This is a genomic window from Lentibacillus juripiscarius (assembly GCF_042685205.1).
GTDB classification, from domain to species: domain Bacteria; phylum Bacillota; class Bacilli; order Bacillales; family Amphibacillaceae; genus Lentibacillus; species Lentibacillus juripiscarius.
This window is the reverse complement of sequence record NZ_JBHUNA010000021.1, coordinates 49,797-72,417: the sequence shown is the minus strand read 5'-3', so window position 1 is coordinate 72,417 and position 22,621 is coordinate 49,797. Positions and strand designations below refer to the sequence as shown.

General features: G+C 45.2%; 18 protein-coding genes. 12 read left to right on the top strand and 6 right to left on the bottom strand.

Annotated features, from left to right (window positions below; translation table 11 throughout):
* Window position 1: 1 nt before the first annotated feature.
* The 5 genes from walK (at window position 2) to ACFSUO_RS10145 (ending at window position 6,290) form a co-directional block, all read left to right on the top strand.
* Complete coding sequence (gene walK / locus ACFSUO_RS10165) at window positions 2-1,825, top strand: cell wall metabolism sensor histidine kinase WalK (protein WP_382393695.1); 1,824 nt, start codon at window positions 2-4, stop codon at window positions 1,823-1,825.
* Between the two features lie 3 nt (window positions 1,826-1,828).
* Window positions 1,829-3,136 carry a YycH family regulatory protein gene (locus ACFSUO_RS10160; protein WP_382393693.1) on the top strand — a complete coding sequence of 436 codons (1,308 nt, stop codon included), beginning with the start codon at window positions 1,829-1,831 and terminating at the stop codon, window positions 3,134-3,136.
* A 2-nt stretch (window positions 3,137-3,138) separates the two neighbouring features.
* Window positions 3,139-4,065, top strand: coding sequence for a two-component system regulatory protein YycI (locus ACFSUO_RS10155; protein ID WP_382393691.1), 927 nt, complete (start codon window positions 3,139-3,141; stop codon window positions 4,063-4,065).
* A gap of 6 nt (window positions 4,066-4,071) precedes the next feature.
* A complete protein-coding gene (locus ACFSUO_RS10150; RefSeq protein ID WP_382393689.1) occupies window positions 4,072-4,857 on the top strand; it encodes an MBL fold metallo-hydrolase in 786 nt (261 codons plus the stop codon).
* Window positions 4,858-5,084: 227 nt separating this feature from the next.
* Window positions 5,085-6,290, top strand: coding sequence for a S1C family serine protease (locus ACFSUO_RS10145; protein WP_382393687.1), 1,206 nt, complete (start codon window positions 5,085-5,087; stop codon window positions 6,288-6,290).
* Window positions 6,291-6,670: 380 nt separating this feature from the next.
* Here ACFSUO_RS10145 and ACFSUO_RS10140 read toward each other — a convergent pair whose 3' ends face one another.
* Window positions 6,671-7,045, bottom strand: a complete 375-nt coding sequence (locus tag ACFSUO_RS10140) for a DoxX family protein (RefSeq protein ID WP_382393911.1) — start codon at window positions 7,043-7,045, stop codon at window positions 6,671-6,673.
* A 269-nt stretch (window positions 7,046-7,314) separates the two neighbouring features.
* Between ACFSUO_RS10140 and ACFSUO_RS10135 the strand changes: the two genes are divergently transcribed.
* Window positions 7,315-9,030: an ABC transporter ATP-binding protein gene (locus ACFSUO_RS10135; RefSeq protein ID WP_382393685.1), complete on the top strand. Its 1,716-nt coding sequence runs from the start codon at window positions 7,315-7,317 to the stop codon at window positions 9,028-9,030.
* A gap of 342 nt (window positions 9,031-9,372) precedes the next feature.
* Window positions 9,373-9,669 carry a 4a-hydroxytetrahydrobiopterin dehydratase gene (locus tag ACFSUO_RS10130; protein WP_382393683.1) on the top strand — a complete coding sequence of 99 codons (297 nt, stop codon included), beginning with the start codon at window positions 9,373-9,375 and terminating at the stop codon, window positions 9,667-9,669.
* A 134-nt stretch (window positions 9,670-9,803) separates the two neighbouring features.
* On the opposite strand, the gene ACFSUO_RS10125 is transcribed toward ACFSUO_RS10130, so the two are convergent.
* The gene (locus ACFSUO_RS10125) at window positions 9,804-10,394 is read right to left on the bottom strand and encodes a GNAT family N-acetyltransferase (protein ID WP_382393681.1); all 591 of its coding nucleotides are present in this window, start codon (window positions 10,392-10,394) and stop codon (window positions 9,804-9,806) included.
* 427 nt (window positions 10,395-10,821) lie between these two features.
* Between ACFSUO_RS10125 and dacB the strand changes: the two genes are divergently transcribed.
* The gene (gene dacB, locus ACFSUO_RS10120) at window positions 10,822-12,291 is read left to right on the top strand and encodes a D-alanyl-D-alanine carboxypeptidase/D-alanyl-D-alanine endopeptidase (RefSeq protein ID WP_382393909.1); all 1,470 of its coding nucleotides are present in this window, start codon (window positions 10,822-10,824) and stop codon (window positions 12,289-12,291) included.
* Between the two features lie 139 nt (window positions 12,292-12,430).
* On the opposite strand, the gene ACFSUO_RS10115 is transcribed toward dacB, so the two are convergent.
* Window positions 12,431-13,210 carry a DUF2935 domain-containing protein gene (locus ACFSUO_RS10115; RefSeq protein WP_382393679.1) on the bottom strand — a complete coding sequence of 260 codons (780 nt, stop codon included), beginning with the start codon at window positions 13,208-13,210 and terminating at the stop codon, window positions 12,431-12,433.
* Between the two features lie 227 nt (window positions 13,211-13,437).
* Between ACFSUO_RS10115 and ACFSUO_RS10110 the strand changes: the two genes are divergently transcribed.
* Both ACFSUO_RS10110 and ACFSUO_RS10105 read left to right on the top strand, forming a co-directional pair.
* On the top strand, window positions 13,438-14,052 hold the full coding sequence (locus ACFSUO_RS10110; protein WP_382393677.1) for a YpjP family protein: 615 nt from the start codon (window positions 13,438-13,440) through the stop codon (window positions 14,050-14,052).
* A gap of 196 nt (window positions 14,053-14,248) precedes the next feature.
* Window positions 14,249-15,415, top strand: a complete 1,167-nt coding sequence (locus tag ACFSUO_RS10105) for a TraB/GumN family protein (RefSeq protein ID WP_382393675.1) — start codon at window positions 14,249-14,251, stop codon at window positions 15,413-15,415.
* A 77-nt stretch (window positions 15,416-15,492) separates the two neighbouring features.
* Here ACFSUO_RS10105 and ACFSUO_RS10100 read toward each other — a convergent pair whose 3' ends face one another.
* Both ACFSUO_RS10100 and ACFSUO_RS10095 read right to left on the bottom strand, forming a co-directional pair.
* Window positions 15,493-16,938 (bottom strand): aldehyde dehydrogenase family protein, encoded by a 1,446-nt coding sequence (locus ACFSUO_RS10100; RefSeq protein ID WP_382393673.1) that lies wholly within the window; start codon window positions 16,936-16,938, stop codon window positions 15,493-15,495.
* Between the two features lie 22 nt (window positions 16,939-16,960).
* Window positions 16,961-18,592: an acetolactate synthase large subunit gene (locus tag ACFSUO_RS10095; protein WP_382393671.1), complete on the bottom strand. Its 1,632-nt coding sequence runs from the start codon at window positions 18,590-18,592 to the stop codon at window positions 16,961-16,963.
* A gap of 184 nt (window positions 18,593-18,776) precedes the next feature.
* Here ACFSUO_RS10095 and ACFSUO_RS10090 point away from each other — a divergent pair, with 184 nt between their 5' ends.
* Entirely contained in the window at window positions 18,777-20,672 is a 1,896-nt protein-coding gene (locus ACFSUO_RS10090) for a PrkA family serine protein kinase (protein ID WP_382393669.1), read from the top strand.
* Between the two features lie 138 nt (window positions 20,673-20,810).
* On the top strand, window positions 20,811-21,980 hold the full coding sequence (yhbH, locus tag ACFSUO_RS10085; RefSeq protein ID WP_382393667.1) for a sporulation protein YhbH: 1,170 nt from the start codon (window positions 20,811-20,813) through the stop codon (window positions 21,978-21,980).
* Window positions 21,981-22,190: 210 nt separating this feature from the next.
* Here the strand turns inward: yhbH and ACFSUO_RS10080 are convergent, their stop codons facing one another.
* Entirely contained in the window at window positions 22,191-22,538 is a 348-nt protein-coding gene (locus ACFSUO_RS10080) for a hypothetical protein (protein WP_382393665.1), read from the bottom strand.
* Between the last annotated feature and the right edge of the window lie 83 nt (window positions 22,539-22,621).

Sequence of the window (22,621 nt, the reverse complement as noted above, 5' to 3'; positions counted from 1 at the left end):
CATGAATAAAGTAGGATTTTTCCGCTCAATACAACTGAAATTTATCATTATTTTCATTTTGCTTCTGCTCATTTCTACCCAGTTGATCAGTGCGTATTTTGCACGTGGGCTGGAAAATGAACTGAATGATAACTTTGAGCAGTCGATTAATGCCAGCGTGGAAATTCTGAAAGTCAACCTTACTCAGGCCTTCAGTAAGGACCGGCCGGAAGACGGTGAAGGACCAACACTTTATCAGGAAGTGCAGGATATCGTCAGCGTCAATGACACGAAGGATATTATCAATATCCAGGTTGTAAACATGCAGAGCAGAATTATTGCATCGAGCAACAATACAGGCAATCGGAACATCGGTAAAAAGATGACCAACGAAATTGTCCGCAATGCTGTCCTGTACGGCAAACAGGAGGAGAACAAACGGTATAATTTGGAGCGAAATCTGGTATATGTGCGGGCGGTCCCGATTTTTGACAATGAAGAGACACAGGTTGGTGCCCTCTATATTGAAGCATCGCTTGAAGGGGTGTACAGCCAGCTGGAAAACATTAACCGCATTTTCATGCAGGGTTCGGTTCTTGCCATTACAATCTCTATCTTCCTCGGAATACTGGTGGCACGGACTATCACGAAGCCGATCATGGAAATGCGCAGACAGGCACAGGCCATGGCCAGGGAGGAATTTTCCCAGCAAGTTAATGTGTATGGCAAGGATGAAATCGGCCAGCTTGCAGATTCATTCAATGATTTAACCGCGAAATTACAACATTCCAGGGCGCTGACGGAAGAGGAGAGACGGAAGCTGAGCAGTGTACTTTCCAATATGTCGGACGGTGTCATTGCAACTGATCGGAATGGTTTCATTACATTGCTGAATGATGCGGCGGCTGATTTGCTTGGCAAGGATCCCGACGATGCAAAAGAGTCGTTTCTCTTGGATGTGCTGCAGCTGGATGAGAACGAAATCGACATTTCCAAGCTGCCTGATAATGGATCGATGATCATTGATTTTAGTGATGATGATACTACCTTCCTGATTCGTGCTAAATTCTCGACTATATCTGATGAGGAAGAGGATATTACTGGGTTTATAACGGTTCTCAGTGACGTAACGGAACAGGAGAAGATTGAGCGGGAGCGCAGGGAGTTCGTTTCCAACGTGTCACATGAACTAAGAACACCACTGACAACCATGCGCAGTTATATCGAAGCACTGTCGGAAGGTGCATGGGAAGACAAAGAAATTGCGCCGAAGTTCCTTGACGTGACGAGAAATGAGACAGAGCGCATGATCCGTATGGTGAATGACTTGCTGCAGCTTTCCAGAATGGACAATCAGGATTATGAACTGAAAAAGGAACGGACGGAATTCATTGATTTCTTCCATCATGTTATTGATCGTTTTGAAATGAATGTAGCGGATGAAATCAAACTGAAGCGTGATTTGCCAAACGGGAAGTATGATGTCTGGATGGACAAGGACAAATTGTTCCAGGTACTTGATAACGTTATTTCCAATGCTATTAAATATTCACCTGAAGGCGGCACTATCCGATTCAGGGCAATGAAACAGCAAGGCCAGCTGCTGGTGAGCGTCTCGGATGAAGGCATGGGAATACCGCGGGATAAAGTTGATAAAATTTTTGACCGCTTTTACCGTGCAGATAAGGCGAGATCACGCAAACTAGGCGGTACTGGACTTGGACTGGCTATTGCCAGGGAAATAATCGAAGCCCATGATGGGTCCATCCGCGCGAAGAGTAAAGAAGGTAAAGGGACAACCGTTCTCTTTACACTTCCGCTAATGAACACGAAGCGGAGGGGGTAAATAATGCAGCTTGAAACTGTCAAATCGTTTATATTATGGGTACTTGTCGGGGCCAGTCTGCTGCTTTCATTTGCCCTGTGGAATTATAAACCGGAAGTGGAAAGCGTCCCGCAGGAGCAATATGAAGATCGGGTTGACCTCGGCGGATACGAAGAAACGACGAAAAACCTGATTGAACCAAAGTCCATTATTTTCCGGAATGGGCAAAACTATTACAGTTTCCAAGACCCGAGTGGTGGCAAGACCCTATATCAGGATATGCATTCATGGGTGTTATACGATTTCCGTACAAGGGAAGACGGCAGCAGACCTTCTGCAAGCAATCAGCTGGAAATTGTTTTTCCGGATGCTATCCCTGCGAACATGCTTACAAGCCTATTCACGTTTAACGAGGATCCTTATTTACCTGATTGGAGCTTTAAGCGGCTGTTCATTACATTTAACCAGGATGCTTCATCACTGAATTTGATATTCCAGTCTCAGGATGGTGAACAGCAGGCAACAGCCGTTGTTAATGATAGTAAAAAATATGACCGATTATGGCAGCGTCTAACAACCTTTGAGGGGTTAAGTGAATATGTACGGTTTGATGAAGGGACGGAACCTATATATATTCCGAAATATGAGGTGGAGATTGCCAGTATGTCGGTCGCAGCGCAGGAGATTAATTCCCGCTTAATGGTGGATGCACTGTTTCGGAATCCGGATATTGTAACCCCGAACCAGATTAGCGAAAATGAAGTATACTTTACCGACAGTGCACGCGGTATTATGCGGGTCTACCAAAACAGGCGGACCATGGAATTTCAAAACCCGCTGCAGACACCTTTTGAACAGATGGATCCGGAAGCACTCCTGGAACTAAGCAAAAATAACATCAATGGCCATGTGGGATGGACGGATGAGTACAATTTGATGGATATTGCCGCATCATCCAATACCATTCGCTACCAGCTGTTCTATGACGGTTACCCGGTGTATGGAGATCATCATGCATCGATGATTGAGCAGCAGTTCAGGATCAAGGAACTTAATCAGCCAAACTTATACAAACGCCCGCTGTTCAGCCTGAAGAACTTGCTTGGTAAAGACCCGGCAGAATTGCGATCAGGCAATGACGTTATTTATTTTTTGAAAAACAATCAAACGTATGAATTGGACCATGTGGAAGATATCCGAATCGGCTATAACTTGACGTATCAGAGTAATGCGGACGCGATCACACTGAATCCATCATGGTTCATTAAGTACAGTGGCAGCTGGCAGGAAATTAAGTTCAACGATATGACGGATCAAAAAGGAGGAAGCTGAGGATGCAATGGAAACAAATTAAGACACTGTTTATCCTCTGCTTCCTCGCACTGGATGTCTATTTATTGTTTATGTTTTTCGATAAGCAGGAGGAATCTGATTTCGGCTATGAGAGTCCGGACAGTGCGACTTTAGAAGAAGAGCTGGAGTCGGAAAACATTACAATCAGTGCCGACCTGCCACAGAAGGAGATAAAACAATCGTATATAACAGCAGGCAAGAAGACATTTACGGATAAAGAACTGGATTATTTCAGTGCGCTGGATAACCAAGAGGTGGAGGTACTGGATAAAACGTTTATCCTTTCCCGTTTTAAAGATCCGGTCAGTGTGCCGGATGATGCGGGCGAGGACACCATTAATGAGCTTGTTAAAAGCAGAATTCTCCTGCCTGAAAACTATACATTTGGCTCGTGGAACAAGACGATGAATACCCTTATCTTTTTCCAGAAGAAAAAGGACCATCCTGTATATTACAATCAGAATGGGATTATTATTATTTATCTTAATAAAGACAACGAAATGATGTTTTATACACAGACGATGCTTGGGAAAGCTGAATCTCCATCAGAAGAGGAGCAGACCCTGATCAAGCCGATGGATGCTATAAAGGTTCTGTATGAGGGCAACAGAATTTGGCCTGGTGATGAAATAACAGGTGTAAAGCTTGGTTTCCATACAAGAATACCACTCCCAAGCGGGGAACAGTCATTTGCCCCGACATGGATTATATCGGTTAATGAAGATGAGTATTTTTATGTGAATGCGATTGAGAACTTAGCGACTAAAAATGATGAAATGACATTTTTAACGGATGCGATAAAAGCAGCAATGAAAAATGTCCAGAAGCTTCCGGACGATAGTGACATCAAAGATTATGTACAGAAGTACCTTAAAGAAAAATTATCATCTGATAATAAATCGGAGTGAAAATAAATGACAATGCGTTTTAGTGTTTTGGCATCAGGGAGTACCGGAAATGCTTTTTATGTTGAGTCCGACCGTGAAAAGCTGTTGGTGGATGCCGGACTAAGCGGGAAACAGATGGACAGGCTTTTCAGCGAAGTCCATGTTGATCCTTCTGAGCTTTCCGGTATCCTTGTCACGCATGAACACAGTGACCACATTAAAGGGCTTGGGATTATTGCCCGAAAGTACCGTCTGCCTATTTACGCCAATGATAAAACATGGAAGGCCATGGAGAATTCCATTGGAACGATTGACGTTGGTCAGAAATTCCACTTCGGAATGGAGGAAGTAAAAACGTTCGGCGATATCGACGTGGAATCATTTGGTGTGTCACATGATGCAGCTGAACCCATGTTTTACACATTCCGTCATAATGGTAAAAAGGTAGCACTTGTGACGGACTTGGGCTATGTATCGGAGCGGATCAGGAAAACAGTGGAAGATGCAGATGCATATGTGTTCGAGGCAAACCATGATGTAGAGATGCTGCGGATGGGACGTTATCCATGGAATGTTAAGCGCCGCATATTGGGGGACAATGGCCATGTTTCCAATGAGGATTGCGGACTTGCTCTCTGTGACATTATAAGTAATCGGACAAAACGTATTTATTTAGCCCATTTAAGCCAAGATAATAATATGAAAGACCTCGCACGTATGTCGGTCAGTAATGTTCTGACGGAACGGGGCATCCATCTTGATATTTGTGATACCGATCCGAAGACACCGACAGTTTTATATGATGTCGGCTGATTCATTCATTATTACTGTCCGGCAGTGCTGAAGAAGCAATCCTTTTATAGGTTGTTCAAAAAGTCCGGTAAAAATGACACGTCGAAATTCTTCGTTGGCTTGTTTCTCCGCTGCTCATGTATCTAAATACATACATTCCGCTGCTCGAAACTACACCGCCTCGAAATTCTCGGTCCTTTTTATCCTCCTTTTTGAACACGCACTTTTATAAAAAGGGGAAAATGGAAATGGCTTATTTTGGTGATGATGATTACAAAGGGCAGCATCAGAAACGCAATTGGCTCGTGCCTGCACTTATAGGCATCATTATTGGAATGGTAGTTGTCCTTGTGGCACTTCCCAATATATTGAAATCAGACATTCTGCCGGAAACATGGACAGAAAATACATCCGGGAACGCAACAAGTGGTTCAGGATCAGGGCCGAACGACAGTAATTATATGTCGGTGAATGTCTCTTCACAGACAATCGATGTTGTCGAGAGTGTATCACCTGCCGTTGTCGGCGTCATTAATATCCAGCGTAAAGGTGACTTTTGGCAGCAGGGCAATCAGCGTGAAGCCGGATCCGGGTCCGGCGTCATTTATAAAAAGACCGGCGGCAAGGCATATGTCATTACGAACCATCATGTCATTAAAGGAGCCGATACGGTCGAAGTCATTTTGTCGGATGATACTCGTGTCGAGGCAGAAATCCTTGGCAGTGATTTATTTTCCGACCTGGCAGTATTGCGGATGGATGGCGGCAAGGTGAAAGAAACAATGGACATGGGGAACTCGACTAGCGTAAAGGTCGGGGAGCCGGCCATTGCTATCGGGAATCCGCTTGGAAAGTTCCTTGGTTCTGTTACGCAAGGGGTGATCAGTGGAAAACAGCGCACCATTCCACAGGATTTTAACCAAGATGGACGGGCCGACTGGCAGGCTGAAGTCATTCAGACCGATGCGGCTATTAACCCCGGCAATAGTGGCGGCGCACTCATCAACATTGACGGTCAGCTGATTGGGATTAATTCCATGAAAATCAATGAAGAAGCAGTGGAAGGCATTGGCTTTGCCATCCCGATTGATGCTGCCAGACCAATTGTTGAACAGCTGGAGAAGAATGGCCAGGTGAAACGGCCATATATGGGTGTAGAAATATATTCACTTGACGAAGTACCGAAGACCGAATGGAACCGAACACTAAACCTCCCGGACAATGTGGGTGGCGGGGTTTATGTCTGGAGTGTAGAGTCACTGTCCCCTGCAGACCGTGCCGGCATTGAGCGACTCGATGTCATTACCGCCATTGACGGGAAAAAAGTGATGAATATGATTGATCTGCGAAAGATTCTGTATCAGAAGAAAAAAGTCGGTGACTCCCTGAACGTGACGTATTATCGGAACGGGGAGAAACAGGAAGCGACAATGGAATTGGCCAGACAGCGATAAGCTATCCTTAAGGAGGATAGCTTATTTTATATAGTCCGCAGCCCGAATCCAATTCGCTTTCCGTGGGCGAGTGGCAAGCCTTCTCGGGCAGAGCCCTGTGGGGTCTTGCCTATCTCGCACTTCCCGCAGGAGTCTAAGTGTATCCGGGCTGCTCAGAGCAAATATAGTTGTTTTTAGAGCAACAACCATACGAAAAAAGACTTGGTTAAATATAGCTTAAGCCTAAGTTTTGAGTTAAATCCATGTTATCAACAGTTTATCCACAACCTGTAGATAGACAACTATATATCGTATAGAACACTCATTCCGCAACAAAATAGCTGCGAACATTTGTGCATATGTGGATAACTCTGTGGATTACTGGACATTAGTCATTGCGGTTATGCTTGGGAAAGCTGTTTACCTGGTTTCTGCTGCCAAAGCAAGAGAAGCAGGATAAGCATCACAACATCAAGCCGAGCATCAAAAGCGAACCGCAGTATTCCTTGATTCATCAGGATAGGCAGTTTGGATAAATAAATGGCGCTGAGCATGATGAATATAAGTGGTGCGGCTGCCTGTTTGACGTATATTCTCCCGATAATAAGTACACTGCAGGCAATTTCCGTAATGGCCACAAAAAATAGAATCGTATCCGGAAATGGCAGTCCTAAATTCATGAAAGCAATTTTGAAGTCATTTGTAGTCAGTTTTAAAATACCGGATACGAGGAAAACGTAACCAACTGCATAACAGAGCCACTTCATTATATGCATGCGCTGCAAAACGGTCACCTCCATTGTGGTTATACAACCATGTATATGCCTGATTCCAAACAACCTTGACAAGCTTATTGGTAACTTTTTTGGATTTGTGGAAAAGGTCGCATTGGCTGGCTATTTGTTGTTGGCACGGATTACCATCGCCGATACCTTGGCTGCCACTGTTGGAAGATCGAATAACACTAATGGACTGTTCACTTTGCCATTGTTGATGTTTCGGCTTATAATTTTAATTAGACAAATAAGTAAAGGAAGTGCAGCTGTTGATCCGACGTTTTTTTGCTTACTATAAACCGCACCGGCGGCTGTTTGCCATCGATTTCACGTCAGCGGTAATTGTGGCCATTTTGGAGCTTGCTTTTCCGATTGCGGTCCAGGAGTTCGTTGATAAATTATTACCGAGTGGGAACTGGGATCTGATTGTCACAGTCAGCATTGGACTGCTGCTCATTTACTTGCTCAGCACGTTTTTGCAGTATATTGTCACCTACCTGGGGCATAAACTTGGTGTCAACATTGAAACGGATATGCGGCAGGATTTGTTTCAGCACGTGCAGCGGCAGTCATTCCGGTTTTTCGACAATACAAAAACCGGCCACATCATGAGTAGGATCACAAACGACTTATTTGATATCGGGGAGCTTGCCCACCATGGCCCGGAGGATTTTTTTATTGCAGCGATGACGTTTTTCGGAGCTTTTTGGATTATGTTCATCCAGAATGCCCAGCTTGCGTGGATTATTTTGATAACCGTGCCGCTGCTCATCTTTTTGATTGCCTATAGTAATATCAAAATGAACAAGGCGTGGAGTGCCATGTATCATGATATTGCTGAAGTAAATGCGCGTGTGGAGGATGCGGTAGCAGGTGTTCGGGTTGTGCAGTCATTTACGAATGAGCAGCATGAAATGGGCCGGTTTACCAAAGACAATTACAGCTTCCGTAATGCCAAATTGCGCGCCTATCGGGTAATGGCATTTGTCAACTCAAGTATTTACATGATGATGCGGCTGGTTGTTCTGCTTGTTCTGGTCATCGGTGCGTGGCTCACATTTAATGACAAGTTGTCCACAGGTGAGCTTGTTGGCTTTGTCCTATATGTAAATGTCCTATTTAAGCCAATTGAAAAAATCAGCGCTCTGCTGGAACTTTATCCGAAAGGCATGGCCGGGTTCAAACGGTTTACAGACATGCTGGACATGGCGCCCGATGTGACGGATAAAAAGGACGCTAAAGAAATGGAAACAGTGATGGGCGAAATAGCCTTTCATCATGTTACATTTGGCTATGAAAAAACACAGCCGCCTGTGTTGCGCAATTTGGACATGACCATTAATGCCGGCGAGACAGTAGCGTTTGTCGGTCCGTCCGGTGCTGGGAAAACGACGATATGTTCCTTGATACCAAGATTTTACGATGTGGATGAAGGAAGCATCACGATAGACAGCCGCGATTTGCGCGATGTCACGAAACAGTCGCTGCGCAGCCACATTGGCATTGTACAGCAGGATGTCTTTTTGTTTACCGGAACATTGCGGGAAAATATCGCCTATGGAAAACTTGATGCGACAGATGAGGAAATTGTCCATGCCGCTCGTCAGGCACATATGGAGGAATTTATCCATGAGCTTCCGGATGGATACGAGACGCAGGTTGGCGAACGCGGCCTGAAACTTTCCGGTGGGCAAAAGCAGCGGATTGCCATCGCACGGATGTTTTTAAAAAATCCACCCGTCCTGATATTGGATGAAGCGACTTCCGCATTGGACACAGAGACGGAAATGGCCATCCAGCAGGCATTGTCCGAACTGACAAAAGGACGGACAACCCTGGTAATAGCGCACAGGCTGGCCACGATAAAAAACGCTGACAGAATCATGGTCGTCACGAAACATGGCATTGAAGAGGAAGGAACGCATAATGAGCTGCTGGAACGTAACGGCTTGTTTGCCCACTTACATCATGCGCAGATGCGCTGATTAGGTACGTTTGTTGCTTAACTTTCTTTATTCAGGTTGTGGATAACCCACTTATCCCCAAAAATCTGTGGATAGGCTGTGGACAATTTGTTGATTTAATGTATATAACCGCAGCATCTGTTACACTGGAAATAACCATTGCATGTGGATCAACCCCATTAAAGTGCGTGTTCAAAAGGAGGATAAAAAGGACCGAGAAGTTCGAGGCGGCGCAGCTTTGAGTAACGGAATGTATGCAATTTAATACATGAATAACGGAAAAGCAAGCCAACGAAGAAATTCGAAGCGTCATTTTTACCGGACTTTTTGAACAATCTCTTAAACGTAAAGGAGGCGACAAGCATGGAACGGTTGAGTGAGGAACAAATCGAAAAAGAATTGAAAGACTTGCCGGAATGGAAGCGGCTCGATGAAAAGTGGATTGAAAGGCGCTATCGTTTCAAAGACTTTTTGAATGGCGTTCGATTTGTCGATCAGATTGCCGAATACGCTGAGAGCAAGCAGCACCATCCTTTCATTTCCATTGACTACAAAGTGGTTACCCTGAAAATTTCGTCCTGGCAGATGAAAGGGCTGACCGATTTGGACTTTGAAATGGTCAAACATTTTGACAAACTATATGAAAAAGCTGCGAAATGATTACATGCGGGCGTGCATCATGTCACGCCCGCTTTCTTATGGTTTTCGAGAAATTGCTGTGTTCTAGTGGTGTATCGGAAAAATACTCACGACGGGTTGATAATTGGTATCGATGGGATGATAACTCCCCAACATTATGTTTTGTTAAAAGCCAGCTGGCTGTTCGGTAAGTAGTTGTGCCGGTGCTGCTTCCATTCGGCCGCTAGCAAGCCATATATAGCATGATCCGCGTGATAATCGTACAATAGTTCTGCCTGGCGAATCTGCCCCTCCTGTACAAAACCGAGCCGTTCCGGAATGGCACGACTTTTCCAGTTGTCAACGGCAGCACGGATTTCAATACGATTTAATGCAAGGGGATAAATGCCATAATCAATTAATCCACTGACCGCACGAGTCATGATTCCATTCCCCTGATAGGCCGCTCCAAGCCAATAGCCGATATGGCCAATACTATTCTTCCAGTCCAGGCTGTTAAACCCAATGACCCCAGCCAGTTCACCGTTATACAAGATGCCTGTTGTCAGACCGCTGCGATTGGCAAATGCCTTCAGACCGGACTGAATGAAAGCTTTCGAATCCTCCACCGTTTTTGTATGGTCGACCCATGACAGCCATGGGCGCAGGTGGTCCCTTGACTGGTCTGTCAGCTGGAACAATTTATCCGCATCCTGCAATTCCAGATGCTTCAACGCAAGTTCATCATCAATTTGGAATAGAAACACAGTATCACACCCTCATCGTAGTTAAAAGACATTTTACCATATATAAGTAAAAGATGTGGGATGAATTTGACAAGTTTGTAAACACCATTCACTTTGGGCTGTGTAATTGACCACCATGTTTGCAAAAGTAATAGACTGCTATGATGACGATATCCGGACTGCTGCGCTGCCGCATGATATCGGAAAAATGGGGCTGACGAGGGCTGACGAAAGAAATTCTATTTAAACCGGCAAATTATGTATTTCATTTAGCTCTATTGGACTATTTTCTATTAAATAGGTGGGCGGAAAGGATGATTTTATCAAAAAAACAACAAACGGATTGAATATTTTAGTATAATTAAAATATTCAAATAAAAGGGATGTGAATTTAAAAATAATTGCGAAGGATTATGTGAAGAAACTGTTTCTTTTTTCCCTTCTGGCTATGGTTGTATTCATGCCATTTGCTAATCAGGAAAAATCCTTTGTTTCAGCATCCGAAGAAACGGCACAAGCAGTAAATGAGAACGAAACATTAGCAGAAAAACTTGATGAGATTCTTAGTCACGATAGCCTGGAAGGGACAAGCACGAGTGTAAGCATTCGGGAAGCTGATAACGGTAAGCTGATTTATTCGCACGCTGGTGATCTGCGGCTCCACCCCGCGTCAAACATGAAATTGCTGACAGGCGCAGCGGCTCTGGAAACATTGGGGACTGATTATCAATTTTCCACAAAATTGCTGACAGACGGTAATATTAAAGGGAAGGTTCTTCAAGGGGATTTGTATTTAAAGGGGAAAGGTGATCCAACCTTAATGAAAGAGGACCTTGATCGGTTTGCGGAGGAACTTAAAGAACAAGGTATCAAGATTATTAAAGGCGACTTGATTGGTGATGACAGTTGGTATGATGATGTTCGCCTGTCAGAGGATTTAAACTGGTCGGATGAACCTTACTACACGGGTGCACAAGTTTCTGCCTTAACCCTGTCACCGAATAAAGATTATGATGCCGGCACCGTCATTGTTGAAGTTTATCCTGCTGAAAAAAACGGTGAGGAAGCAGCTGTTAGCGTTACCCCTGCGAATGATTACGTTTCAATCGTCAACAAAACCGAAACCGTTGCAGCAGGTGAGGGAAAGGATATCTCTATCCAGCGCCAGCACGGGTCAAATGAAATACTTGTGGAAGGTACAATTCCTGTCGACGGTACAAGATCCAGATCCTGGGTTTCTGTGTGGGAGCCGACTGGGTATGCACTGGATGTTTTCAAGAAATCCCTTAAGGAAAACGGGGTAAAATTCGCTGGAAAAATGGATGTGAAAACCGGTACGACACCTAAAGATGCAAAGGTTCTTGCGTCTAGAGAATCCATGCCACTGGAAGAACTGTTTATTCCATTCATGAAATTAAGTAACAACGGTCACGGTGAAATTCTTGCCAAAGAAATGGGCAAAGTAGTACATGGGGAAGGCAGCTGGGATAAAGGGCTTGACGTAATAGAAGATGTCGTAACAGATCTTGACGTTGATAATGATACAATTTTGCTGCGTGACGGTTCGGGCATGTCGCATAAAAACATGATCCCTTCCAATGAACTTACCAAATTTCTTGTGGCCGTCCAGGATAAAAGCTGGTTCCCGGCATTCGAGAAATCACTGCCTGTAGCTGGTGCATCGGAGCGGTTCGTTGGCGGAACACTGAGATACCGCATGACATCATCGCCTGCAGAGGGGAATGTTACCGCCAAGACGGGGTCCCTGACCGGTGTCTCAACACTTTCCGGCTATGTCACATCAAAGGATGGGAAAAAGCTGGCATTTTCCATTATGTTCAATAATTACCTCGGCCATTCGGATACAGCATTGGAGGACTCCATTGCAACGACGTTGGCCGAGCATGACTTTCGGTAAAAAAGAGGACTCCAGCTACTTGTACTAGGCTCAAGGAAGAGGTGAACGACAACATGAACATAGCCAAAGAGCGTTCATTTTAAATTATGGAAAAATATATCTTAGGAAGGTATTCGCATTTTAATTATTCCTTCCTCCATTACCTTAACGAATGACAATTGGGGACTGCTGTATTTGCGGATTCGGCCAGTTTCATAAGGTAGTAGCATGTTTCTCGTGCCGTGTGGTCAACCATCGATGCCGAAAAGTTGCTCAAGGCCGTTTCTAGCAGTCCCATTTCCTCCAATTCACATAGAAATGACTGGAATAGTCCCATTTCCGCTGCCACATCATGATTAAACCGCTCCAGTGCAGGGAAGGCTTGGATATTGGTACGAAGGAGTCCAGTTAGATCAATGGCTTTCAGGTAAAATTGCTCAAACTGTCTGGGGAATCGTTCGCTTTTTTTCTTCAGCTGTTTATCCACCTGATCCATTTGATGATGGATGGTACTTGCATGTCCGGAAGCATCCAGCAGCCAGCGCATATGATGGTGGAGCTCATGAAAAACAGGCGGTGCTTCCCCTTGTTTCAGATAACCGATAAGAAGCTCGTATTCTTCCAGTTCATTAACCATATGGTTCAGAAATGAAGGTGTCAAATGAGTGTCTATATTGCCCTCCAGCTGTCGTCTGATAAGCGTCAGCTTGAACTCCTTCAACTGATCAGCTGCGGCTTTCGTAAAGGTGATAGCATTGCTTGGGGTTATCAATGGTGCTTGTTCTGACAGCTGGTTAAATGTATCCGCACATTTTCTGGCATGATGTAATGCATCTGCTTCGTCCGGAAAAAGAGAGTCCCGGATGAGTCCGGCATGGTCGCCTAATATCTGGAGCCAGAATGAATGTTCAAAACTGGCGCTCTGCAAAAAATCCGCCAAATGAAATCATCTCCTCCAAAAGTCGTCATTCATACATATGTATGTATTCAGGCAAATAGTAGGACTCTCTGAAAGAGGTTCTGCTTAAGGCTGACGGCATGTAGAATAAGTGTGTAAATCGTATTTCATTTCCGTTACATGTCCAAAATAGTGTAGCGTATTTGTCTGATAAATGGTAAAATTTTTGTTACAGTTTGCTTTATTGATTCGTAAAGGGGACATACACAATGAAGCTTTGGATGCGAAAAATAGCAGTAGCACTTATTGCCGTTATCACACTGGGATTATATATCCCGGATTTCGATATTGATGTGGAGGCCGAGCAGAGTAAAGAGACTGCTGGCCCTGACCTGCCGGAAAAAACCGATGTCTTGGATGAGGAGGAGTCGGCTCCGGTCACCAAGCCCGCCCTGGAGACAGAGCCAGACGTATCAACAACTGATAATACTGCCGCTTTTCTTACGGAACGGGCGAAAGAACAAGTGCTTTTCAAAATGGGGCCACGGATTGTGCCTAAGATGGAAGGTGAATTCCAGACCGTGATTTTCCCAAAAATGGAAGAGTCAATCGAGCTTATTCTGGCAAACGTTGAATCTGCAGAAGCTCCGAATGTTAGCATTGCGGGAGAACCTGCTGAGGGAACCGGCGAGCGGATTTTTAATCTCCGTGATGAACGCACAGGCCAGCTTGTCGCCAAGTTCCATGTGAGGCGGGACCGGCGCCCGCAGGAAGGGTACTGGTTCAACTTTCATTATCATGTAAGCAGTGATGGCTTTCAGAAGCATCACGATATTGGAGAAGTGTATTGGGATAAAAATACACCGCCGGAATGGATGGCTTGAGAAGGAAGTCTGGTCGTGCACCAGGCTTTTTATTTGCCAATTAAATACTTACCTGCTGCATATGTGCAACGAAGACTTGACGACAAGCAACGTTTTCTAATGTATAATGAAATTTTAGGAACTCGGATCACATGCACATGGCAGGAGATCTAACTGTTTTTTAACAGGAAGCTGCCGATATAATAGGAGAGTCGTTATGGACGAAGAAAACATTACACGGATTCATCAGGATGGAAAAGAATATATTTTGATAGGCACAGCACATGTTTCCAAACATAGCGCCGAGCAGGTCAAAGAAGTGATTGCAAGCGAACAGCCAGATGCTGTCTGTATTGAACTGGACAAGCAGCGCTACAAGTCCGTTACAGAAGGTAATAAGTGGAAAGAAATGGACATTTTTCAAGTAATTAAAGAAAAGAAGGCAACATTGTTGTTAATGAATTTGGCCATTTCTTCCTTTCAGAAACGAATGGCCAAGCAATTTGGCATTAATGCCGGCCAGGAGATGATCCAGGGCATTGAATCGGCAAACGAAACCGGTGCAGAACTAGTTCTTGCCGACAGGGATATCCAGATTACTTTTTCCCGCATATGGGGAACAATCGGGCTGAAAGGGAAAATGATGCTCTTGATGCAAGTCATTGGGGGTATCTTCAGCCAAGAGACGATTACAGAAGAAGAACTGGAGAAATTAAAGTCGAAGGATATGCTGGACAGCATGCTGGATGAGTTTACCGAGCATTTTCCAAGGCTAAAGAAACCGCTAATTGACGAACGGGACCAATACCTCGCCCAAAAGATCAAAGAAGCATCGGGCGATAAGGTTGTTGCTGTGCTCGGGGCGGCACACGTCCCTGGAATCAAAAAGGAGCTACATAATGAGCATGATTTGGAGCGGCTGCAGGAACGCCCGCCCAAGTCGAAAGTTCCGAAAATCATTGCCTGGACCATTCCGATTCTGATCTTGTCCGTTATTGCTTATACATTCTGGACAAACCCATCAGCAGGCTGGCAGCAGACCATAAGCTGGATTTTATGGAACGGAAGCTTGTCCGCCATTGGAACAGCCGTTGCATTAGGACATCCACTTACCATTCTAACGGCTTTTCTCGCAGCACCGTTGTCGTCGTTGAACCCACTGATCGCCGCGGGCTGGTTTGCCGGTATTGTCCAAGCACTGGTCCGCAAGCCAAATGTAGGCGACTTTGAACAATTAACGGAGGACGTTCATCATGTGAAGGGATTTTGGAACAACAAAGTAACCCGTATCCTCCTTATCGTGGTCCTGGCAAATATCGGAAGCTCTCTCGGCACATTTATTGGCGGCGCCGACGTGATCCGCTTGTTTTTCGAAAACCTTTAATCAGGTAGCGATCCAATCGAGTCAAACCGAGTTTTAAAATCGCTGATACAATAAAAAAGCTTGAGGGCATACTACCCTCAAGCTTTGTTCTCCAAATCCTTATCCTTCAGTTTGAATCCGATAAATTTCGCTTCAGTCATGCCCTCAACGGCATATTTGACCCCTTCTTTTCCGATGCCGCTTTGTTTAACCCCGCCGTATGGGTGGTTGTCCTGACGATAGGTGGAGATCTCGTTGATCCAGACACCGCCCATTTCGAGCTGGTCAGCGACCCTTAATGCCCGGTCCAAATTCTTTGTGAAAACGCCTGCCTGCAGTCCATAAATGGAATCGTTGGAATAGGTGACGGCGTCTTCTTCACTGTCGAACGGAATGACGGATACAATTGGTGCAAATACTTCTTCGGCAATGATTTTCATGTTGCTTTTGACGTTGGTCATGATGGCTGGTCGCAGTACGGTTCCTTCCCGGTTTCCACCAACTTCAAGTTTGGCTCCGTTATCAACAGCATCGTCAATCCATTGCTTGGCACGTTCAGCCTCTTTTTCGTCAATCATTGGCCCGATATCGGTATCTGTTTCTACGGGATCCCCAACTCTTAATGCTTTGGTTTTTTCAATAAACTGTCGCAAAAACTGGTCGTATACGGACTTCTGCACGTAAATGCGCTGTGCGGAGATGCACACTTGCCCTGAAAAAGCAAACGAGCCTTTTACTAACAGGTCAGTTGCTTCGCCGATGTTGGCGTCATCGAAAATAATATTCGGTGAGTTCGACCCGAGTTCCAGTGTTACTTTCTTGAATCCAGCAGATTCTCTGATTGAACGGCCAACAGGCAGACTACCGGTAAATGAAATTTTGTGCACTTGATCACTGTTGACTAGTGCCTCGCCGATGTCACCGGCCCCCATTAAGAGGTTCACTACACCATCCGGGATGCCAGCCTCCTGGAATAATTTAACAAGTTTGTAAGCGGATATTGGTGTTTTTTCCGCTGGTTTGAAAATGACGGTGTTGCCGGCAGCAATCGCTGGAGCAATTTTGTGTAATGATAAATTCAGCGGAAAATTGAATGGAGTAATCGCTGCAACAACGCCGAGCGGAATATGCTTGACAAGTCCGAGGCGCCCATCCCCATCAAGCGCTGCATCCATTGGTACCACTTCCCCGCTGATATGCTTTGCTTCTTCTGAGGCAAAGCGCAGAACCTGAATGGACCGTTGCACCTCCCCTTGGCTGAAGCTGATTGGTTTACCCGCTTCCTTGGTGATGGTTTCGGCAAACTCGTCTATTCTTTCTTCCAATAAATCTGCAGTTTTCCGTAAAATATCCGACCGCTCATGTGCCGGCATGTCCTTCATCGTGTTGTGGAATGTGTCAAATGAATTGGTGACAGCCTGTTCGAATTCTGTTTTGGATGCAAGCGCGATTTCTGCTTCCTTTTCCCGGGTGTACGGGTTTAATACGTCCATAGTATTCTGGCTGTCGTTATACTCCTGGCCATTTATGATGGAACCGATCATGGTGTATCATCCTTTCTGCAAACTAACAAATGATATCTCCGAGTTTTTCGGTCAGTTTCATGTTTTCACTGTAATCGACTGGGCAATCGATAAAGACTGGCTGATTCATGCTGACGGCTTTCTCCAGTGCTGGCTTCAGTTCTTCCGCCGATTCAATGCGCATCGCTTCAAAGCCGTATGATGCTGCCAGCTTCTGGTAGTCCGGGTTACCAAACTTAATGTAAGATGCCTGGCCGAACTTTTTCATTTGGTGCCATTCAATCAGTCCATAGCCCTCATCCCGCCACATGAGTACAATAATTGGCAGGTTCAGTCGTTTTGCTGTTTCCAGTTCGGCACCTGTCATCTGGAATGAGCCATCCCCGCATACAGCGACGACATTTTGTTCTGGATTGGCCATCTTGGCAGCGATAGCGCTTGGGACTGCTACCCCCATCGAAGCAAGTCCATTCGATATGAGGCATGTATTTGGCTCATGGCAATGATACATGCGTGCCATCCACATTTTGTGGGCGCCAACATCGGATATAGCAATATCTTTTTCACCCAGAACCGAGCGTAAATCGGCAATGATTTTTTGCGGTTTGACCGGAAAGCTCTCATCCGCCTGGAACGATTGGAATTCATCGATGGCCTGCTTCCGGACATTAGCCGCCCAGCTGCTGTCCTGCTTTTGTGTCTCGGCCGCGTCCGTCAATTGGTTCAAATTCGCTTTAATGTCTCCTAGTATATTTAGCGCTACCGGATAGTTTTCATCTGTCTCCGCCTCTTCGGTGTCGACATGGATAACCGGTGTTTTGCCGTCAGGGTTCCAATTTTTCGGCGGATACTCAGCCATATCAAACCCAACAGCAATAATTAAGTCAGAAATGTCAAAGCCACATGTAATGTAGTCTTTGCCGCCTATACCGGCTGTCAGAAGGCTGAGATCGTCCGACCATGGCAAGCTGCCTTTGCCCATAAACGAATGAACAACAGGAATCTGGCTTTTGTCGATGAATGCCCGAAATTCCTCTATTGCCTCCTGTCTGGCAATGCCATTACCAGCAAGAATGAGCGGGTTCTCCGCTTCCTTTATCATCTCTGCGGCCTGTTGAATCATATCCTTCCTTGCTTCCGTATGTGGTCTGTTCGCCACGGTAAGCGGTTCGCCGTCCACCTCCATACTGGCGACGTCCTCAGGCAAGTCGATATGTGTCGCTCCCCATTTTGCCTGTCCGGCGACTTGGAACGCTTTCCGTACTACTTCCGGGGTAATGGAGGCAGATTTAATCTGGGCATTCCATTTGGTGACAGGCTCATACATGTTGATCAGATCATAGTATTGATGGGATATTTTATGCTGTCGATCCAGTCCTGCCTGTCCGGTAATGGCAACAAGCGGCGCATGGTCCATATTGGAATTGGCGACCCCTGTCATCAGATTGGTGGCACCCGGGCCCAGTGTGGCCAGGCAGACACCAGGATTGCCGGTCAGCCTGCCATACGTTCCGGCCATAAATGCAGCACTTGTTTCATGACGTGTCACGATAAACTCAATCGGTGAATCGTAGAACGCATCCATCAGGTCAATATTTTCCTCACCCGGAACACCAAACACATACTCTACACCTTCCTGTTCCAGGCACTTCACGAGCAATTCGGCTACTTTCATGCTATCCATCCTTTGTATATTGGTGAAAAAATGTCGTATATGGCTTCCGTACCATAGCTTTCCTTAAAAAACACATAATTATGAGCAAAAAATTCTGCGTGACAAACTGGTTTCATGGTGAACGGGCATTTTCGTGGAAGGGCTTGCATAGGCTGTAGAAACCGTTCCTGGATGGAGGAATAACATGGATATTCTTAACAAGGTGAAGCATCACCGTGAAGAAGAAGAACAGTTAAGATGGGAAGGCACATTCGCGGAATATCTGGAAATCGTGAACGAGCGGCCAGAAGTAGCCCAGACAGCGCATTCACGTGTTTACAATATGATTAAGAGCTCAGGCTTGACTGAACGAGACGGCCGTAAAATGTATGATTTTTTTGGGGACGAAATTTTTGGCCTCGAAGATACGATTGAACGGCTTGTGGAAGAGTATTTTCATCCGGCAGCAAAGCGGCTTGATGTCCGGAAGCGGATTTTGCTGCTGATGGGTCCGGTCAGTGGTGGTAAGTCGACTATCGTAACCATGCTGAAGCGAGGGCTGGAGCAATACTCACGGACGGATGAAGGTGCTGTTTATGCCATCAAAGGCTGCCCGATGCACGAAGATCCACTGCATCTCATTCCCCAGCATTTACGTGATGATTTTTATGATGAATACGGGATTCGCATTGAAGGCAGTCTGTCACCACTGAATGCCATGCGACTGGAGAAGGAATATGGCGGGCGCATTGAAGATGTAATGGTGGAGCGCATCTTTCTTTCCGAGGATAAGCGCGTCGGCATCGGCACGTTCAGTCCATCTGATCCGAAATCACAGGATATCGCTGATTTGACCGGCAGTATTGATTTCTCCACGATTGCAGAGTACGGATCTGAGTCTGATCCGCGCGCATACCGCTTTGACGGTGAGCTGAATAAAGCCAACCGCGGAATGATGGAATTTCAGGAAATGCTGAAGTGTGATGAAAAGTTTCTATGGCATTTGCTGTCATTGACACAGGAAGGTAACTTTAAAGCTGGCAGATTTGCGTTAATCAGCGCCGACGAACTAATTGTGGCGCATACAAACGAGGCCGAATACCGCTCCTTCATTGCCAACCAGAAAAACGAAGCACTGCAGTCACGAATTATTGTTATGCCGATTCCATACAACTTGAAAGTAAGTGAGGAAGAGCGAATTTATGGGAAGATGATCCGGGAAAGCGATATGGCGCATGTCCACATTGCCCCGCATGCGCTCCGGGTGGCTGCGATATTTTCCATTTTGACTAGGCTGGAAGAATCGAAAAAGCAAAGCGTGGACCTCGTGAAGAAAATGCGTTTGTATGACGGCGACAATGTGGAAGGGTATAATCAGGTTGATGTTGAGGAACTGAAGAAAGAATACCCGGATGAAGGAATGAATGGCATTGATCCGCGTTACGTCATTAACCGGATTTCTTCTGCCATTATCCGCAAAGAAGTTCCGTCGATTAATGCACTTGATGTGCTGCGCTCTCTTAAGGAAGGCCTTGAACAGCATCCATCGATTTCCGATGAAGATAAGGAAAGATATTTGAACTATATTTCCGTTGCAAGACGGGAATACGACGACATTGCCAAAAAGGAAGTCCAGAAAGCATTCGTCTATTCCTATGAAGAATCAGCTAAAACATTGTTAGATAACTATCTGGACAACGTCGAAGCCTACTGTAATAAGACGAAGCTACATGATCCGCTAACAGGCGAAGAGATGAATCCGGATGAAAAATTGATGCGTTCCATTGAGGAACAAATTGGCATATCGGAAAATGCGAAAAAAGCATTCAGAGAGGAAATTTTGATCCGCATCTCTGCCTACGCACGCAAAGGGAAACGATTTGACTACAGCTCCCATGAACGCCTGCGCGAAGCAATCCAGAATAAACTGTTTGCCGATTTAAAAGACGTCGTTAAAATTACCACCTCATCCCAGACACCAGATGAATCCCAGCTGAAAAAAATCAATGAAGTCATTGCCCGTCTGATTGATGAATACGGCTACAACTCCGTATCAGCCAATGAATTGCTGCGTTATGTCGGCAGCCTGCTGAATCGGTGAGTAAAGTAAAAAAATAACAAGACTGATGCTTCATCGGTTCTTGTTATTTTTTTCTACAACCGTCCATTCGAGACTGGTTTGGATAACTTGTTTGCTTGCGAGTGCATAAACTGAATAAAAGGATGAGGAGGGAAAGTTGTGCACGAAGACAATAGGAGTTATACCGTTTCCCGGGAAGATTGGTCCCTCCATCGCAAAGGGTATCAAGATCAGCAGCGCCATACGGAGAAAGTAAAAGATGCAATCAAAAATAATTTGCCTGACTTGATTAGCGAAGAGAATATTATTATGTCCAATGGCCGCGATGTTGTTAAAATCCCTATCCGTTCATTGGATGAATACAAAATCCGCTACAATCATGACAAGTCGAAACAGGTGGGCCAGGGAGATGGTGACAGTGAAGTAGGTGACGTCATTGCGCGCGATCCAAATGGCGATAAACAGGGGCAGAGTGGTTCAGGTAATGGGAAACAAGCGGGAGATCAGCCAGGCAGTGATTATTATGAAGCCGAGGTGTCCTTGGCTGAACTGGAAGAAGCGCTGTTTAATGAGTTGGAACTTCCCAATTTGCAGCAGAAGGGTGAAGCAGATGTCACATCAGAGAAAATAGAATTCAATGATATACGCAAGAAAGGCCTGATGGGAAATGTAGACAAGAAAAGGACCATTTTGACAGCACTGAAACGCAATGCCATCAAAGGAAAACCACAGATCACCCCTATCTACAACGATGATCTCCGTTTTAAAACATGGAATGATGTGACCAAGCCAGAGTCAAAAGCTGTCATTCTCGCCATGATGGACACGAGTGCTTCCATGGGAAGTATGGAAAAGTATCTGGCCCGAAGTTTCTTTTTCTGGATGATGAAATTTTTGCGTTCGAAATATGAAAGTGTTGAAATCGCATTTATCGCCCATCATACCGAAGCGAAAGTCGTCTCGGAAGAAGCATTTTTTGCAAAAGGGGAAAGCGGCGGAACCATCTGCTCATCTGCTTATGAAAAAGCACTTGAGCTCATTGCTGATGAATATAATCCTTCCAGATATAACATTTACCCTTTTCATTTTTCCGATGGCGAAAACATCACATCAGACAATCCGAAATGCATCAGCCTTGTGAATGATATCATGGCACAGTCGAATATGTTCGGTTATGCTGAGGTGAACATGTACAATCGCCAGTCCACCCTGATGCGCACCTATAAAGAGTTCGAAAACCCGAAATTCCGTCATTATATCTTGAAAGGCAAGCAGGATGTCTACCATGCTTTGAAGTCATTTTTCCAAAAGCAAGAAGCTACTGTTTGAGCCTCCGTATGTGCGGGGGCTTTTTTTCATATAGTGGCAGCGGCTGCGACTAGGAAAAGGAGGAGCTGCAGCTAGCCTGCGCTGCCAATCTGCAGCGATAAAAGGCTAAACTACAGCGATTATAAGCAAAACTATAGCGATTCCCGTCATGCGCTTAATTGTGATGAATAGACGCAGGAAGCCCTTTAAATGCTAAGTCCTAAGTTGGGATTATTCCCGTTCGATCTTATATACGCCTCGGGATGTGCTTACTAAAAATTGGTGTCCGTTGAATTCATATAAGGAATTGTCCTCCAGTGGAATTTCGTATAATGATGAAGGAAGCTTCTGAGGTTCATTTTCATCTGTTTCCATTATTCCTTCACCATTTAGCTGCAATGCGTGCATCGGTTCGTAATCGTCAATCCTTCTGGTGTTGCGGTCGTAGGAAATTTCCTCCAGTGTCATCTGCGTTTCATCGAGGTCATCGAGTTCATGTTTGGAAATTTTAATCGTTTCCCCGTTCCATTGCTGTAACAATGAATGGAACTCTTCAATGGTCAAGAACTGGAAACCCATGATCATCCCTCCTGTTCTTAGTCTGAGCTGGTTGCAGGCAATCATACAGGAAGGGGCTGTGGCAATATTTAACTCGGTCTCGT